Below are 15476 nucleotides of genomic sequence, written 5' to 3' on the forward strand. Positions count from 1 at the left end.
CGCCCGCCCGACCGAGGGAGACACGATGAGCACGGCCCCGAGAACGGACACCCAGTCGCCCGCTTCGCACGTTGCCGACAGCCATGACCTGATCCGCGTGCACGGTGCGCGGGAGAACAACCTCAAGGACGTGAGCATCGAGATCCCGAAGCGCCGGCTGACGGTGTTCACCGGAGTCTCCGGCTCGGGAAAGAGCTCGCTGGTCTTCGACACGATCGCGGCGGAGTCGCAGCGACTGATCAACGAGACGTACAGCGCCTTCGTGCAGGGCTTCATGCCGACGACGGCCCGGCCCGAGGTCGACGTGCTCGACGGGCTGACGACCGTGATCAGCGTCGACCAGCAGCGGATGGGTGCCGACGCCCGCTCCACGGTCGGCACCGCCACCGACGCGAACGCGATGCTGCGCATTCTCTTCAGCCGGCTCGGCACACCGCACATCGGCCCGCCCAGCGCGTACTCCTTCAACACCGCCTCGGTGCGGGCCAGCGGGGCGATCACCGTCGAACGCGGTGCCAAGAAGGCGGTGAAGGCGACCTACCAGCGCACCGGCGGCATGTGCGGGCGCTGCGAGGGCCGGGGCTCGGTCACCGACTTCGACCTGTCCCAGCTGTACGACGACAGCAAGTCGCTCAGCGAGGGCGCGCTGACGGTCCCCGGTTACAGCGTCGACGGCTGGTACGGCCGCATCTTCAGCGGCTGCGGCTTCTTCGACCCGGACAAGCCGATCCGCGAGTTCACCGAGCGGGAGCTGCACGACCTGCTCCACAAGGAGCCGACCAAGATCAAGGTCGAGGGCGTCAACCTCACCTACGAGGGACTGATCCCCAAGATCCAGAAGTCGTTCCTGGCCAAGGACAAGGAGGCGATGCAGCCGCACATCCGGGCGTTCGTGGAGCGGGCCGTCACCTTCACCACCTGCCCCGAGTGCGACGGCACCCGCCTCAGCGAGGCGGCCCGGTCGTCGAAGATCAAGGACATCAGCATCGCCGACGCCTGCGCGATGGAGATCCGCGACCTCGCGACCTGGGTGCGCGGCCTGCACGAGCCGTCGGTGGCGCCACTGCTCGCCGCGCTCCAGCACACCCTCGACTCGTTCGTGGAGATCGGCCTCGGCTACCTCTCGCTGGAGCGGCCCTCGGGCACCCTGTCGGGCGGCGAGGCACAGCGCGTCAAAATGATCCGCCACCTCGGCTCCTCGCTCACCGACGTCACCTACGTCTTCGACGAACCCACCACCGGCCTGCACCCGCACGACATCCAGCGGATGAACGAACTCCTGCTGCGCCTGCGGGACAAGGGCAACACGGTGCTGGTCGTGGAGCACAAGCCCGAGGTGATCGCGATCGCCGACCACGTCGTGGACCTCGGCCCCGGCGCGGGTACGGCGGGCGGCACCGTCTGCTTCGAGGGCACCGTCGAGGGGCTGCGGACCGCCGACACCGTCACCGGCCGCCACTTCGACGACCGGGCGTCCTTGAAGGACACGGTGCGCAAGCCCACCGGTGCCCTGGAGATCCGCGGCGCGACGACGCACAACCTGCGGGGCGTCGACGCCGACATCCCGCTCGGGGTGCTGGTCGTCGTCACCGGCGTCGCCGGCTCCGGCAAGAGCTCGCTCGTGCACGGGTCGATCCCCGCCGCCGCGGGCGTGGTCTCCGTCGACCAGACGCCCATCCGCGGCTCCCGGCGAAGCAACCCGGCGACCTACACAGGGCTGCTGGAACCGATCCGCAAGGCGTTCGCGAAGGCCAACGGCGTCAAGCCGGCGCTGTTCAGCGCCAACTCCGAAGGCGCCTGCCCGAGTTGCAACGGCGCCGGTGTCATCTACACGGACCTGGCGATGATGGCGGGTGTCTCCACCACGTGTGAGGACTGCGAGGGCAGGCGGTTCCAGGCGTCGGTGCTGGAGTACCACCTCGGCGGCCGTGACATCAGCGAGGTCCTGGCGATGCCGGTGACCGAGGCCGAGGAGTTCTTCGGCGCGGGCGAGGCGCGCACGCCGGCGGCCCACCGTGTCCTGCGGCGGCTGGCCGACGTCGGGCTCGGCTACCTCACCCTCGGCCAGCCGCTGACCACGCTGTCCGGCGGCGAGCGGCAGCGGCTCAAGCTGGCCACCCACATGGGCGACAAGGGCGGCGTCTACGTCCTCGACGAGCCCACCGCCGGGCTGCACCTCGCCGACGTCGAGCAGTTGCTCGGCCTCCTCGACCGGCTCGTCGACTCGGGCAAGTCGGTCATCGTCGTCGAGCACCACCAGGCGGTCATGGCGCACGCCGACTGGATCATCGACCTCGGCCCCGGAGCCGGCCACGACGGCGGCCGGATCGTCTTCGAGGGCACACCCGCCGACCTCGTCGCCGCCCGTTCCACCCTCACCGGCGAGCACCTCGCGGCCTACGTCGGCGCCTGACCGCCCTGGCCGGCCGAGCCCTCGTCGCACCGCGCCAAGGGGCGGACGAACCAGGTGTGTTCATGCCTCGTGCGGGCACTTGCGGCAGCAGACCAGCGCCGAACGGGCTGGTCCGCGACACACCTGGAAGGAGCTGGTTCGATGGGCAGGGCAGGCAGCGGCACCAGGGTCGGCGCGTTAGCCGTCGCCGGTGTCCTCGTGGGAACGGTGCTGGCCGGCTGCGGCGACGACAGCGGCTCGGCGGACCGTACCGAGGGTGCCGCGGCGCAGGGCGGCGCCGACGCCCAGGAGCAGGGCACACGGGCGGTGCGGTCCGCCTACGACAAGACGTCCGAGGAGGACACGGCCCGGGTGACGCTCCGGGTGCGGACCTCCGCCGAGGACACCTCGATCACCGCGGACGGACGCGGCACGATCGACCTGGAGGACGGTGACAGCGTCATGACCGTCACCGTCCAGGGGCAGCGGGTCGAGCAACGGGTCGTCGACCAGGTGCTGTACCAGAAGATGCCGAAGGGGCAGGCACCGGGCGACAAGCCGTGGATCAGGATCGACCTGAACAAGGTTGCCTCGCGGCAGGGGGCCGGCGACCAGTCCATGAGCGATCCGGCCCGGTCCGCGGCCTTCGCCAAGGCGATCACCGACAAGGACGTGACCGAGAAGGGGACCGACACGATCGACGGCGTCAAGACCACGCGGTACCGCGTCACCGTCGACGTCGCCAAACTTCCCCACGGCGCCGCCCTGCGTCAGCAGGTCGGCCCGACCCTGCCGATGGAGGTGTGGCTCGACGAGCAGGGCCGCATCCGCCGCCAGCAGTGGGACATGACCCTCAAGACCCCGATGCCGTCGAGCGAACGGCCCTCCGCCGACTCCTCGGCCGCGCCGCAGCAGCTGACGGTGCGCACCGTCATGGGCTTCAGCGACTTCGGCACGGAACTGGAGGCGGAGGCACCCCCGGCCGGGCAGGTGACGGACATGACCGGGAAGGCCGCCCGGCGGGGCAGCGGCTGATCCCCTCAGGCCGACGCGACGTCGCGGAGGTGCTCTCGAACGGCCCGACGAGCACCTCCCCGTCGGTGACCAGCACGCCCCCCGACTGCCCGCATCGGGCAGCACGCCGACGTCTCGGCTGACCTCAAAGCGGCCTCAGCTCCCAAACCGTTGACAGGTCCGGACCAAAGCGCAACTCTGAGAGCGCTCTCAGCACCATCCGGACACTGCTTCCGCAGCGTCGGACATCGGCCGTCGTCGAACGGAGACAGGGCATGCTTCGCACACTGCACCGCCGGGCCTTAGCCGGTCTGACCGTCCTCATGGTGATGGCGACCTCGCTGCTCGTGTCGGGTGCCGCCGCACCCGCCCAGGCGGCGGTCCCCGCCACCGTCCCTCTGAAGATCACCAACAACTCGGGCCGCGGCGAACCGGTGTACGTGTACACCGTGGGCACGCTGCTGTCGACGGGCCAGCAGGGCTGGGCCGACGCGAACGGCACCTTCCACGCCTGGCCCGCCGGGGGCAACCCGCCCACACCCGCGCCCGACGCCTCCATACCGGGCCCGCCCGCGGGCCAGTCGAAGACCATCCGGATCCCCAAGCTCTCCGGACGCATCTACTTCTCCTACGGGCAGAAGCTGGTGTTCAAACTGACCACCGGCGGCCTGGTGCAGCCCGCGGTGCAGAACCCCAGCGACCCCAACCGGAACATCCTGTTCAACTGGTCGGAGTACACGCTGAACGACTCCGGCATGTGGTTCAACAGCACACAGGTCGACATGTTCTCCGCGCCCTACGCGGTGGGTCTGCAGCGTGCCGACGGCAGCACCGTCAGCACGGGCCGGCTCAAGCCGGGCGGGTACAACGGCTTCTTCAACGCCCTGAGAGGACAGCCAGGCGGCTGGGCCAACCTGATCCAGACCCGGCCCGACGGCACCGTGCTGCGCGCGCTGTCCCCGCTGTACGGTCTGGAGACCGGGGCCCTTCCGGCCACGGTCATGGACGACTACATCAACCGGGTCTGGCGCAAGTACGCCACCTCCACACTGACCGTCACCCCCTTCGCCGACCAGCCCTCCACCAAGTACTACGGCCGGGTCTCCGGTGACGTCATGCACTTCACCAACAGCGCGGGCACGGTGGTCACCAGCTTCCAGAAGCCCGACTCCGCCTCCGTGTTCGGCTGCTACAAGCGGCTGGACGCGCCGAACGACCTGGTGCGTGGACCGATCTCGCGCACGCTGTGCGCCGGGTTCAACCGCTCCACCCTCCTGGTCAACCCCAACCAGCCCGACTCCGGTTCGGCGGCGTTCTACCAGGACGTCGTCACCAACCACTACGCGCGCAAGATCCACGCCCAGATGGCCGACGGCAAGGCGTACGCGTTCGCCTTCGACGACGTGGGCCACCACGAGTCACTCGTCCACGACGCCGACCCACGCCAGGCCTATCTCACGCTCGACCCGTTCAACTGACCGACCCCGCGCGCATGACGGGCCGCTCGCCGACGCAGTAGAGTAGGCGCGTTCGTGCCGGACCAGGACGCACTCGAACCGAGTGCCGGAGAAACGAGGAGGTGGGGTCGATGGCCCCGTCGAAGGACGCCGCGGACGGTGCCCGGGTCTCCCCCGCCTCCCGCTCCGCCGCCTGATCCGTCCCGCCGCCCCTCGCCGGAAGCACGTGACGGCGAGGCGGCCTCACACGAACACACAGAAACGGACCGTCATCCGCCATGCCCGACACCTGGATCACGCGCGCCGAGACCGGCGCCGACATCCCGGCCGTTCGCCAGATTCTCCTCACCGCCTTCCCCACCGCCCTGGAAGCGGATCTCGTCGACGCCCTGCGGGCCGACGAGACCGCGTGGATCGAGGGCCTGTCCCTCGTCGCCGCCGAACCCGGCGGTGACCTCGCCGGTTACGCGCTGCTGACCCGCTGCCACATCGGCGACCACCCGGCCCTGTGCCTGGCACCGTGCGCCGTCCGGCCGGAGCGGCAGCGCACCGGTGCCGGTTCCGCCGTCATCCGCGCCGCACTGCGGGCCGCCGAGGAGCGGGGCGAGTTCCATGTGGTCGTCCTGGGGCATCCCGCGTACTACCCCCGGTTCGGCTTCACCCGCGCCTCGACGCACGGCATCGGCGTGACCTTCGACGTCCCCGACGAGGCCCTCATGGCCCTCACCCTGGACGCCGGCCACCCGCTGCCGAGCGGCACCGTGCGCTACGCGGCGCCGTTCGGCATCTGAGTCACCGGCCGTGCGGAGGGGAACACCTCTCCGCACGGCTCTCGCCGGGCCGCTCCGCGGTGCGGCTCAGGCGAGTTCGACGAGGAGATCGCCACCCTCCACCTGCTGGATCCGGTTGATCGCCAGCCTGGCGACCGTGCCGGCCTTCGGGGCGTTGATCGAGGCTTCCATCTTCATCGCCTCGATGGTGGCCAGCGTGGCACCGGCCGCCACCTCGTCGCCCTCGGCGACCGCGAGGGTCACCACACCGGCGAAGGGCGCAGCGACATGGCCGGGGTTGGCCCGGTCGGCCTTCTCGGTGACCGGGACGTCGGAGGCCGCCGCCCGGTCCCGGATCTGGATCGGCCGGAGCTGCCCGTTCAGGGAGGACATCACGGTGCGCATGCCGCGCTCGTCGGCCTCGCTGACGGCCTGCAACTCGATCAGCAGGCGCACACCGGGCTCCAGGTCGATGCCGTACTCCCGCCCGGGGCGCAGTCCGTAGAAGAAGTCCTTGCTGTCCAGCACGCTGGTGTCGCCGAACGTCTGGCGGTGGGTGTCGAACTCGCGGGCCGGCCCGGGGAACAGCAGGCGGTTGAGTGTCGCCCGCCGGTCCTTGGCGAGCCCGGTACGGTCCTCGGCGCTCAGCTCCCGCACGGGCTTGGCCTCGGCGCGGCCCTGCAGCGCCTTGCTGCGGAACGGCTCGGGCCAGCCGCCGGGCGGGGTGCCCAACTCGCCGCGCAGGAAGCCGATGACGGAGTCCGGGATGTCGTACCTGTCCGGTGCCGCCTCGAACTCCTCGGGGGAGACGCCGGCGCCCACCAGGTGGAGCGCCAGGTCACCGACCACCTTCGAGGACGGGGTGACCTTCACCAGGCGGCCGAGCATCCGGTCGGCGGCGGCGTACATCGCCTCGATCGCCTCGAAGCGGTCGCCGAGGCCCAGCGCGATGGCCTGCGTGCGCAGGTTGGACAGCTGGCCGCCGGGGATCTCGTGGTGGTAGACGCGGCCGGTCGGCGAGGCCAGGCCCGCCTCGAAGGGCGCGTACACCTTGCGGACGCTCTCCCAGTACGGCTCCAGGTCGCCGACGGCCTTCAGGCTCAGGCCGGTGGGCCGCTCGGAGTGGTCGGTCGCGGCCACGATCGCCGACAGGGACGGCTGGGAGGTGGTGCCCGCCATGGACGCCACCGCCCCGTCCACGGCGTCCGCGCCGGCCTGGATCGCGGCGAGGTAGGTGGCGAGCTGGCCGCCGGCGGTGTCGTGCGTGTGCAGGTGGATGGGCAGGTCGAACTCGCGGCGCAGAGCCGACACCAGCGTCGCCGCGGCGGGTGCCCGCAGCAGTCCCGCCATGTCCTTGACGGCCAGGACGTGCGCGCCCGCGGTCACGATCCGCTCGGCCAGGCGCAGGTAGTAGTCCAGGGTGTAGAGCCGCTCGGACGGGTCCGACAGGTCGGAGGTGTAGCACAGGGCCACTTCTGCGACCGCGGTTCCGGTCTCCCGTACGGCGTCGATGGCCGGGCGCATCTGGTCGACGTCGTTCAGGGCGTCGAAGATGCGGAAGATGTCGATGCCGGTGGCCGCCGCCTCCTGGACGAAGGCGTCGGTCACCTCGGTCGGGTACGGCGTGTAGCCGACGGTGTTGCGGCCGCGCAGCAGCATCTGCAGGCAGATGTTCGGCACGGCCTCGCGCAGTGCGGCCAGCCGCTCCCACGGGTCCTCCGCGAGGAAGCGCAGGGCGACGTCGTAGGTGGCGCCGCCCCAGCACTCCAGCGACAGCAGCTCGGGCAGGGTGCGGGCCACGACCGGGGCGACGGCGAGCATGTCCTTGGTGCGGACCCGGGTGGCCAGCAGCGACTGGTGGGCGTCGCGGAAGGTGGTGTCGGTGACGCCGACGGTCGGGGAGGCGCGCAGCCAGCGGGCGAAGCCCTCCGGGCCGAGTTCGGCGAGCCGCTGCCGGGAGCCGGCCGGTGGCTCACCGTCCGGCAGCGGCGGCAGCTTGGTCAGCGGGTCGATCAGGTCGGGCCGCTCGCCGTGCGGCTTGTTCACGGTGACGTCGGCGAGGTACGTCAGCAGTTTGGTGCCGCGGTCAGCGGAGTGCCGTGCGGTCAGCAGATGGGGGCGCTGCTCGATGAACGACGTGGTGACCCGGCCGGCCCGGAAGTCCGGGTCGTCCAGTACGGCCTGCAGGAACGGGATGTTCGTGGCCACGCCGCGGATGCGGAACTCGGCCACGGCACGCCGGGCACGGCCCACCGCGGTGGTGAAGTCCCGGCCCCGGCAGGTGAGTTTGACCAGCATGGAGTCGAAGTGGGCGCTGATCTCCGTCCCGGCGTGGGTGGTGCCGCCGTCGAGGCGGATGCCGGAGCCGCCGGGCGAGCGGTAGGCGCTGATCCGGCCGGTGTCCGGGCGGAAGCCGTTGGCGGGGTCCTCGGTGGTGATACGGCACTGGAGCGCGGCGCCGCGCAGGGTGACGGTGTCCTGGGCGAGGCCGAGGTCGGCGAGCGTCTCGCCTGCGGCGATGCGCAGCTGCGCCTGCACAAGGTCGACATCGGTGACCTCCTCGGTCACCGTGTGCTCCACCTGGATGCGCGGGTTCATCTCGATGAAGACGTGGTTTCCGGCGCGGTCGAGGAGGAACTCCACGGTGCCGGCGTTGCGGTAGCCGATCTGCCGGGCGAACCGCACGGCGTCGGCGCAGATCCGCTCGCGCAGCGCCGGGTCCAGGTTGGGCGCGGGGGCGAGTTCGATCACCTTCTGGTGGCGGCGCTGCACCGAGCAGTCCCGCTCGAACAGGTGGATGACGTCACCGTGCCCGTCGGCGAGGATCTGCACCTCGATGTGGCGGGGTTCGACGACGGCCTTCTCCAGGAAGACGGTCGGATCGCCGAACGCGGACGCCGCCTCCCGGGAGGCCGCCTCGATGGACTCCCGCAGCTGGGCGGGGCCCTCGACCCGGCGCATGCCTCGTCCTCCGCCGCCGGCGACCGCCTTGACGAACACGGGGAAGCCGATGTCGTCGGCGGCCCGGACCAGCTCCTCCACGTCGGTCGACGGCGCCGAGGAACCCAGCACCGGCACGCCCGCCGCGCGTGCCGCGGCCACGGCGCGCGCCTTGTTCCCGGTCAGCTCCAGGATGTCGGCACCCGGCCCGACGAAGGTGATGCCCGCTTCCTCGCAGGCCCGCGCCAGGTCGGGGTTCTCCGACAGGAACCCGTACCCCGGGTAGACGGCGTCCGCTCCGGCCCGGCGTGCCGCGCGGACGATCTCCTCCACCGACAGGTACGCCCGCACGGGATGCCCGGGCTCGCCGATCTCGTAGGCCTCGTCCGCCTTGAGCCGGTGCAGGGAGTTGCGGTCCTCGTACGGGAAGACGGCGACGGTTCGGGCTCCCAGCTCGTAGCTCGCGCGGAACGCCCGAATCGCGATCTCCCCGCGGTTGGCGACCAGCACCTTGCGGAACATTCTCGATCCCTTCAGCCTGCCGGTAAGGAGCACCATCGTGTCGGCGGTACCCCGGTAACGCCATGTGAGCCGGGCCACTCGCGACGGTGCGGCCCGCCCCCGGGGCCGGCGGGGTGGACGGGGCTCCCCCGAGGTGGAAGGGCTGAGCCGTCTTCTGGGGGGTAATCGGGCTGTAGCGGGGTCAAGCACGGGGCAGCCCCGGGAAAGGAGCGTCATGCCAGGCATGCTGGAGCGCATCAAGCGGTTCGCCAGGAGTCCCCAGGGGCGCCGCGCGACCGAGCAGGCACGACGTGCCGCGGCCGATCCCCGGCGCAGGGCCCAGGCCCAGCGCCTGCTGGGCAGGCTACGCGGCCACGGTCAGGGCCACGGCCACCGCTGACCGCATCCCCCACCACCTGCGCGGCCCGGCCCACCAGTGCGGCCGGGCCGCGCCGTCACGCCCGGGGCGCGCGCCGCCGTCCCGTCCACATGGCGGCCTGCCGTCGCGCCGGCCGGCCACGTCCGCGTCGCGCCCCGCCGTCCCGTCCACATGGCGGCCTGCCGTTGTGCCCGCTGGTCACGACCGCGTAGCGCCTCGCCGTCATCCGCGTTGCGTCGCGTTGCGCCCCACCGTTGCGGCCACTGGTCACGCCTGCGTCGCATCCCGCCCCGCCGTCACGCCCACAGGGTCCCGCCCGCTGGTCACGCCCGCGTCTGATTCCACCGACACGGCCGCGTCACGCCCCGCCGTCGCACCCGCAGGACACGCCCGCGTCACGTCCCACCGTCGCACCCACTGGGTCACCCTGCCACGCCCCACCAGTCACGCCAGCATCGCGCCCGGCTGATCACACCCGGGGCGCGCCCTGGTCATGTCCTGTCCGCGTCGCCCCGCTGGTCACGCGCGCGTCACATCCCACCATCGCACCCACCGGTAACACCTGGCACACGCCCCACCCGTCATCTCCGCATCGCGCCCGGCTGGTCCCACCGGCGTCGCATTCAACCGCCGCACCCGCAGGACGCGCCCGCGTCACGTCCCACCGTCACACCCACTGGGTCACCCCTGCACACGCCCCACCAGTCACGCCGGCATCGCGCCCGGCTGATCACACCCGGGGCGCGCCCTGGTCATGTCCTGTCCGCGTCGCCCCGCTGGTCACGCCCGGGGCGCGCCCGCCGGTCGCGCTCCGGTGTGCTCGCGGGGGCGCGTGTCACGCGGCGCGCGCGCGTGGCCGCGCCGCGCGTACGGCGGTGGCCGGGGTGCGGGCGGCCCGGACGCGGTAGGTGGTCCTGGCCGGATCGACGACGGGCTCACCGAGGGTGATGCGGCCGGCGGCGTGCAGCGCGTCGCACTCGGCGGTGGGCAGCGCGACGTAGCAGCTTCCCCTGCCGGTGCCGGGGTCCAATGGCTGCCAGTAGCGGTATCTGCGGCGTCCGTCCGCTTGCACGGTGAGGAAGACGGGGGTGCCGGGGTCGGAGATGATCCGCACGAGGTCGGCACCCGTGCGGCTGAGCGGGGCGGCGGACCGGCCGCGGTGGGGCAGCAGCATCGTCAGCTCTCCCCCGCCCGGTCCGGCGCGGCGGCTGCGGATACCCGCCTGTGCTCGGCTTCCCGAGGTCGCGCGGTCGCGAGGACGACTGGGGCCTGTGCCGGGCCGGAGATGAGCTGCATCAGTGGTGGCCTTCCTTCACAGCGGGGACGTACGATCGCCTACCCAGCGCGGGCGATGTTGATCTCGCTTCTGCCGCATTGTTCAGTACGGCACTGACAACGGGCGGCCGCCTCCCGGCGACAGGCGCGACCCGAACGCCCTCGGCGACACTCCCGGACAGGGCGCCGTCGTCCTGCCGGTCCACAGCCGTGTCCAGGACAAAACCGGACGGCCTCGGATTGGCAGGAACCCGGATTGCCGACCGGCATGAGCAGGACAAGGATGGCCGGGCATGGGGAATGAGCAGCCGCTGCCGCGCGAGGCGGGCGACGCCACGGAGTTCGTCGCCTGCATGCGGCGGCTCAAGGACCAGGCCGGTCTGACCTATCGGCAGTTGGAGGCGAACGCGGCGAAGCACGGAGATGTGCTCGCCCGGAGCACCGTGGCCGATGTGCTGCGCCGGAGCTCTCTGCCGCGCCCGGAGGTGGTGGCCGCGTTCGTCCGCGCCTGCCGCGCAGGTGAGGACACCGCGGCCTGGCTGGAGGCCAGGAACCGGCTGGCCGCCGCCGAGCGGGCGGTGTCGACCCAAGCGGGGCGGTTCGGGCCGGAAACGGGCAACGGGGCCGGGACGCAACCGGGAGCCCGGACGGAACCAGGAACTGGGTCGAAGCCGGCAGCCGGGTGGGAGCCGGGAGCCGGGACCGGAAGCGCGACCGGGGCCAGGGCCACAGAACCGCCGAGGCGGCCGTCGCCGCGCAGGCAGCAGGACGCCGTAGCCCCACCCACCGTGGCAGCCCACCCCACCGCAGCACAGGACGCCGCCGCCCGTGCGGCCCGGCGACGGAACCGTCGCCAGGCCGTCGCCGGTGCGGTCGCTGCCGCCCTGGTGCTCAGCGTCCTCGGCGCCTGGACGCTACTGCGGGACGAGACGGGCGGCCGTGCCGACCCGGCGGCGAGCACGCACGGTGAGGCACCTTGGATCGGGGTGGCCTCAACTCCCGCGTTGCCCGAGGATGTTCGCGCCGCACTCGCGGGACCGTCCCGGATCCGCCCGGCGGGAGCGCCCCAGCTGTGCGTCACCGAGGGCCACGACCGTCAGGGCCACTACCGCAGCCAGGTCGCGGTCCAGAGGCCCTGTGTCGATGCCACTCCACCGCAGACCTCACTGGCGCCCGCGGGAAACGGCGGCGCCTTCTACATCCAATGGCGCCACCCGGTCCGTGGCGTCGGCTGTCTGACGGCGCTGGGCAGCGGACACGTGGTCGAGGGGCTGCTCGAACCCTGGCCGTGGGAGAGCTGTTCGGCCGATCGCACCAGCCAGCAGTTCCTGATCGAACCGCTCGGTCGCCCCGGCACGGACCGGTACCGGATCCGCCTGGTCCACAACGGCATGTGCCTCGGCGTCAACGGCGACGACGACCGGGCAGAGGGTGCCGAGATCGCCCAGCAGCGCTGTACCGGAGCACGTGACCAGGAGTTCCTGGTGGACACCGACCTATAGGGGGCGGACGCTCGCCTGCCCCCGTCACACCCCCCGGTGATCGATGCCCAGCAGGCTCGCCGCAGCACGGAAGTCCGGCGTGTGATGGCCGATCGTGAGGGACCAGTGGTGTCCCACGCCCGTGGCGCTCCAGGCGTCGACCCACTCGCCGGGATCGCGGCCGAAGTCGACCCGGCTGGTGGTGTTGCCGATCTCCAGCAGCGGGCCGGGGACGACGGTGCCCTCGGAGGTGACGAAGGACAGCGTTCCGTCGGCGTCCTGACCGAGTCCGAGGAGGGTGACGGGACCGTGCCGGACGTCGAACTCCACGCTCACACCCCAGCCGCGCTTGCCGTGGTAGACGCCGAGCCCGCGCAGCAGGGGGTCGCGGGAGCTGACCGCGAGGTGCCCGGGCCCGTCGTGGCCCATCTCCACCACGCCGTCCTCGAAGTCGAGGGCCTGGATCTCGGTGAAGGAGCCTCCGGCACCCACGCACTGGGACACCAACTGGGCGACGCTGGTGCGCAGTTCGTACTCGCCGGCCGCGGGCACACCCCGGGCGGTGAGCAGCGAGGCGCCCAGGATCATCCCGGCGCCGAGCCGCTCGTGCAGTTCGCCGTCGAGGCCGCGGTGGTAGTAGGCGAGGGTGTCGAGTCCGAAGTCGGCCACCAGTTGGTCGAGGGCGACCGACACGGTCGCGCCCCACGCGAAGTCCTCGTCCACCACGCTCTCGTCGAGGGTGAAGACCTGCCGGGCGAGCTCCATGCGCTCCCGGGTCTCCGCCTCGGTCACCCGCTCCACCCGGTGCCGCAGGTCGTCGAACTCCAGCACCTCGACGTGCGAGCCGAACGTCGTGGGCAGCAGCGTCAGGTCGGTCGAGACGTCGAGCATGCCCGGGTAGAGGTGCCCCATGAGGCCGTGCCGGGCGTGCCGCAGCGCGGCGCGGACGTGTGCGGCGCGGATCCACTGCTCGATGCGCCGCCAGGCGGACTCCTGGCGCAGCCAGCCCGAGACCGACCGGAAGGGGATGCCGGCGCGGCGGAAGACGTTGCCGACCTCGGGCACGGGGCACTGTCCGCAGTACGCCAGCCAGGCGCCGGTGTCGAAGGAGGCGTGGTCCATCCGCTCGGACGGCTGCAGGTCGATGACCAGGACGGGCGCGTGCGAGCGCTGCGCGATCGGCAGCACCATCGAGGAGGTCAGGTAGGTGGTCAGAAACAGCACGATCAGGTCGCAGTCGGCCTGACGCAGTTTCTCGGCGGCCCGCGCGCCTTCCTCGGCGTCGGAGATGAAGCCGACGTCGGTGACCTCCGCGTCCATCCCGCGGAAGCGCTCGGCGACGTACGCGGCCGACTCGCGCAGTTGTGGCAGGAGTCCGGGGAACTGCGGCCAGTACGTGCCGAGTCCACCCGCGACCAGTCCGATCCGGGTGCGGCGCCGGGTGACCGGAGGGAGCAGGTCATGCAGCGCGGCGGTCCGTTCGGCGACGCGGTCGGCGGTAGCCGTGGCCGCGGCGGGGCCGTCGGCTGCCCCCGCGCGTTGGGTCGCCGCCGCTGAGCCGGTGGCTGCAGCGGAGTCGGTGGCTGCCGTCGCGAAGCCGGTACCTGTCCCGGTAGGTTCGGTCATTGCCATGGTGGGTGCTCCTCGCGAGGTCGAATGCCGTCCGGTTCTCGTCCGGTCCGTTTCCGCTCGGGTGTCTGGGCGCCGCCCTGAAGCTCGGGGTCGGCGCACCCGGACGTCAGGCCCGCGCCGCCTTCAGATGGGCCCGCACGGGCGCGACACCGGAGGCACGCGGGACGAGCACACGGATGATGAACGCGCCCGCGAACGCGGCCAGCGCCATGCACGCGGTGATCGACCAGAGCAGAACCGCCGCGCTGTACTCGGCCAGCGCGGGAGTGAAGAACGCGGCGACCGCGAAGATCCCGCGCGCCAGGGCGTACGTGAACCCCTGGGTGGTGCCGCGGGTGTCCGCGGGCAGTGTCAGTTGCGACCACACCTTGTAGTTCGCCTCGCCCGCGAAGGGGTTGGAGAGCTGGTAGAGGACGAAGAAGACGAGCATGCCGACGAGGGCGCCGGCCGTCAGGGAGGCGACGACGAACGCGAGGACCTGCACGACGGCCGCGACGTAGAACAGCCGGTCGCGCCACGGGCTGTCGGCGACGCGGACGAAGGCCAGGGTCAGCAGCACCCCGATCGGGATGAAGGCCAGGTTGATCCCGGTGGCCAGGCTCTGTGAGGCGTCGCTGACGGTGACCAGCAGGTACGTGCCGAACTGGCCGAAGGTGTTGGCGCCCAGCCCCCAGGTGACGTAGAAGACGAAGGTCGCGGCCATCGGCAGCAGGGCGGCACGCGTCCACATGGTCCTCAGCGCGACACCACGCGGGACGGTGGCCCCGGCCGGGGCCCCGACGGCCCGGTCCTCCTCCGGGTCGGGCTCGGCGGACAGTTTCAGCCGGGAGCGGAGCAGCCAGGTGACGACGGCCGCGAGGGCCAGTTGGCCGGTGATGAGCCTCGCGCCGACCATGCCCGTGGTCGACAGGACGAAGCCGAGGAAGATGGCGACGGCGATGCCCAGCATCCACATGACCTGGGTGAAGGCCACGAGTCGGCCCCGGGCCCAGGAGGGCGCGGCGTCGGAGACCACGGCCAGGGACGTCGGCAGGTCGGCGCCGGCCGCGAGTCCCGCCACGAGGACGCCGATCAGCAGCACGATGTCGTCCGGCGCCAGCGTGATGACGAGGGCGCCCACCGCGAAGCAGAAGATGTCCCAGTTGTAGACGCGTCGGCGGCCGAACAGGTCGGCGATCCGGCCGCCGACGAGGGATCCGACGGCGATGCAGACGGTGACGATCGCGCTGATCGCGCCGGCCATCCACACGCCCATGTCGTAAGTGTCCCGGTAGATGGCCAGGTTGACCGAGATGCTGACGATCAGCCCGGCGTCGAGGTACGAGGCCATGCCCGACAGGGCCGCGGCCTTCCAGAGGTGTGGGGGGATGGGTCGCTTCGCGGGGTCCGGGGTGGTGGGATCCGGGGCGGTCGGGGTACGGGCCATGATGCGACTCCGTCGTCTTGTGACATCGCGGCTCCGGGGCCAGGTCGCAGCGAATATAGGGCGGGAAAAACGTTCCAACAAGATGTCGTGCACACATCCACTCCAGGCGTGGTTCATCGGCCCTCCTTCCGGCAACCTGGTGCGGACTTCGCAGGTGGCCTACCGTGAAGGCGAGTTGAAAACGTTTTAGATCCGTCGGAAGGACCGCA

Annotated in this window: 10 protein-coding genes; 6 read left to right on the top strand and 4 right to left on the bottom strand. The window is 71.8% G+C overall.

The window, feature by feature from the left end; translation table 11 throughout:
- Positions 1–25 precede the first annotated feature (25 nt).
- The 4 genes from ACFPZJ_RS30285 (at position 26) to ACFPZJ_RS30300 (ending at position 5654) form a co-directional block, all read left to right on the top strand.
- Positions 26–2413 carry an ATP-binding cassette domain-containing protein gene (locus tag ACFPZJ_RS30285; RefSeq protein WP_381028179.1) on the top strand — a complete coding sequence of 796 codons (2388 nt, stop codon included), beginning with the start codon at positions 26–28 and terminating at the stop codon, positions 2411–2413.
- Between the two features lie 141 nt (positions 2414–2554).
- Positions 2555–3427, top strand: coding sequence for an SCO4651 family lipoprotein (locus ACFPZJ_RS30290; RefSeq protein ID WP_381028182.1), 873 nt, complete (start codon positions 2555–2557; stop codon positions 3425–3427).
- A 254-nt stretch (positions 3428–3681) separates the two neighbouring features.
- Positions 3682–4884: a glycoside hydrolase family 64 protein gene (locus tag ACFPZJ_RS30295; RefSeq protein WP_381028185.1), complete on the top strand. Its 1203-nt coding sequence runs from the start codon at positions 3682–3684 to the stop codon at positions 4882–4884.
- 257 nt (positions 4885–5141) lie between these two features.
- Positions 5142–5654 carry a GNAT family N-acetyltransferase gene (locus ACFPZJ_RS30300; RefSeq protein WP_381028188.1) on the top strand — a complete coding sequence of 171 codons (513 nt, stop codon included), beginning with the start codon at positions 5142–5144 and terminating at the stop codon, positions 5652–5654.
- A gap of 66 nt (positions 5655–5720) precedes the next feature.
- On the opposite strand, the gene ACFPZJ_RS30305 is transcribed toward ACFPZJ_RS30300, so the two are convergent.
- Positions 5721–9095 (bottom strand): pyruvate carboxylase, encoded by a 3375-nt coding sequence (locus ACFPZJ_RS30305; RefSeq protein ID WP_381028191.1) that lies wholly within the window; start codon positions 9093–9095, stop codon positions 5721–5723.
- Between the two features lie 214 nt (positions 9096–9309).
- On the opposite strand from ACFPZJ_RS30305, the gene ACFPZJ_RS30310 reads away from it, so the two are divergent.
- Entirely contained in the window at positions 9310–9474 is a 165-nt protein-coding gene (locus tag ACFPZJ_RS30310; protein ID WP_381028194.1) for a hypothetical protein, read from the top strand.
- A gap of 814 nt (positions 9475–10288) precedes the next feature.
- Here the strand turns inward: ACFPZJ_RS30310 and ACFPZJ_RS30315 are convergent.
- The gene (locus ACFPZJ_RS30315) at positions 10289–10627 is read right to left on the bottom strand and encodes a hypothetical protein (protein WP_381028196.1); all 339 of its coding nucleotides are present in this window, start codon (positions 10625–10627) and stop codon (positions 10289–10291) included.
- A gap of 394 nt (positions 10628–11021) precedes the next feature.
- Between ACFPZJ_RS30315 and ACFPZJ_RS30320 the strand changes: the two genes are divergently transcribed.
- Positions 11022–12230 carry a helix-turn-helix domain-containing protein gene (locus tag ACFPZJ_RS30320; protein ID WP_381028199.1) on the top strand — a complete coding sequence of 403 codons (1209 nt, stop codon included), beginning with the start codon at positions 11022–11024 and terminating at the stop codon, positions 12228–12230.
- A gap of 24 nt (positions 12231–12254) precedes the next feature.
- Here ACFPZJ_RS30320 and ACFPZJ_RS30325 read toward each other — a convergent pair whose 3' ends face one another.
- Both ACFPZJ_RS30325 and ACFPZJ_RS30330 read right to left on the bottom strand, forming a co-directional pair.
- Positions 12255–13841, bottom strand: coding sequence for an arabinose isomerase (locus ACFPZJ_RS30325; protein WP_381028202.1), 1587 nt, complete (start codon positions 13839–13841; stop codon positions 12255–12257).
- Between the two features lie 106 nt (positions 13842–13947).
- Positions 13948–15267: an MFS transporter gene (locus tag ACFPZJ_RS30330; protein WP_381028204.1), complete on the bottom strand. Its 1320-nt coding sequence runs from the start codon at positions 15265–15267 to the stop codon at positions 13948–13950.
- Positions 15268–15476 lie beyond the last annotated feature (209 nt).

The sequence above is a fragment of the Streptomyces bullii genome (assembly GCF_042657145.1).
Taxonomy (GTDB): Bacteria; Actinomycetota; Actinomycetes; order Streptomycetales; family Streptomycetaceae; genus Streptomyces; species Streptomyces bullii.

Excerpts from the sequence above, each read along its gene's own strand:
- ACFPZJ_RS30320 (WP_381028199.1), top strand. The coding sequence starts at position 11,022 with ATGGGGAATGAGCAGCCGCTGCCGCGCGAGGCGGGCGACGCCACGGAG.
- ACFPZJ_RS30310 (WP_381028194.1), top strand. The coding sequence starts at position 9,310 with ATGCCAGGCATGCTGGAGCGCATCAAGCGGTTCGCCAGGAGTCCCCAG.
- ACFPZJ_RS30305 (WP_381028191.1), bottom strand. The coding sequence starts at position 9,095 with ATGTTCCGCAAGGTGCTGGTCGCCAACCGCGGGGAGATCGCGATTCGG.
- ACFPZJ_RS30285 (WP_381028179.1), top strand. The coding sequence starts at position 26 with ATGAGCACGGCCCCGAGAACGGACACCCAGTCGCCCGCTTCGCACGTT.
- ACFPZJ_RS30315 (WP_381028196.1), bottom strand. The coding sequence starts at position 10,627 with ATGCTGCTGCCCCACCGCGGCCGGTCCGCCGCCCCGCTCAGCCGCACG.
- ACFPZJ_RS30300 (WP_381028188.1), top strand. The coding sequence starts at position 5,142 with ATGCCCGACACCTGGATCACGCGCGCCGAGACCGGCGCCGACATCCCG.
- ACFPZJ_RS30290 (WP_381028182.1), top strand. The coding sequence starts at position 2,555 with ATGGGCAGGGCAGGCAGCGGCACCAGGGTCGGCGCGTTAGCCGTCGCC.
- ACFPZJ_RS30325 (WP_381028202.1), bottom strand. The coding sequence starts at position 13,841 with ATGGCAATGACCGAACCTACCGGGACAGGTACCGGCTTCGCGACGGCA.
- ACFPZJ_RS30295 (WP_381028185.1), top strand. The coding sequence starts at position 3,682 with ATGCTTCGCACACTGCACCGCCGGGCCTTAGCCGGTCTGACCGTCCTC.
- ACFPZJ_RS30330 (WP_381028204.1), bottom strand. The coding sequence starts at position 15,267 with ATGGCCCGTACCCCGACCGCCCCGGATCCCACCACCCCGGACCCCGCG.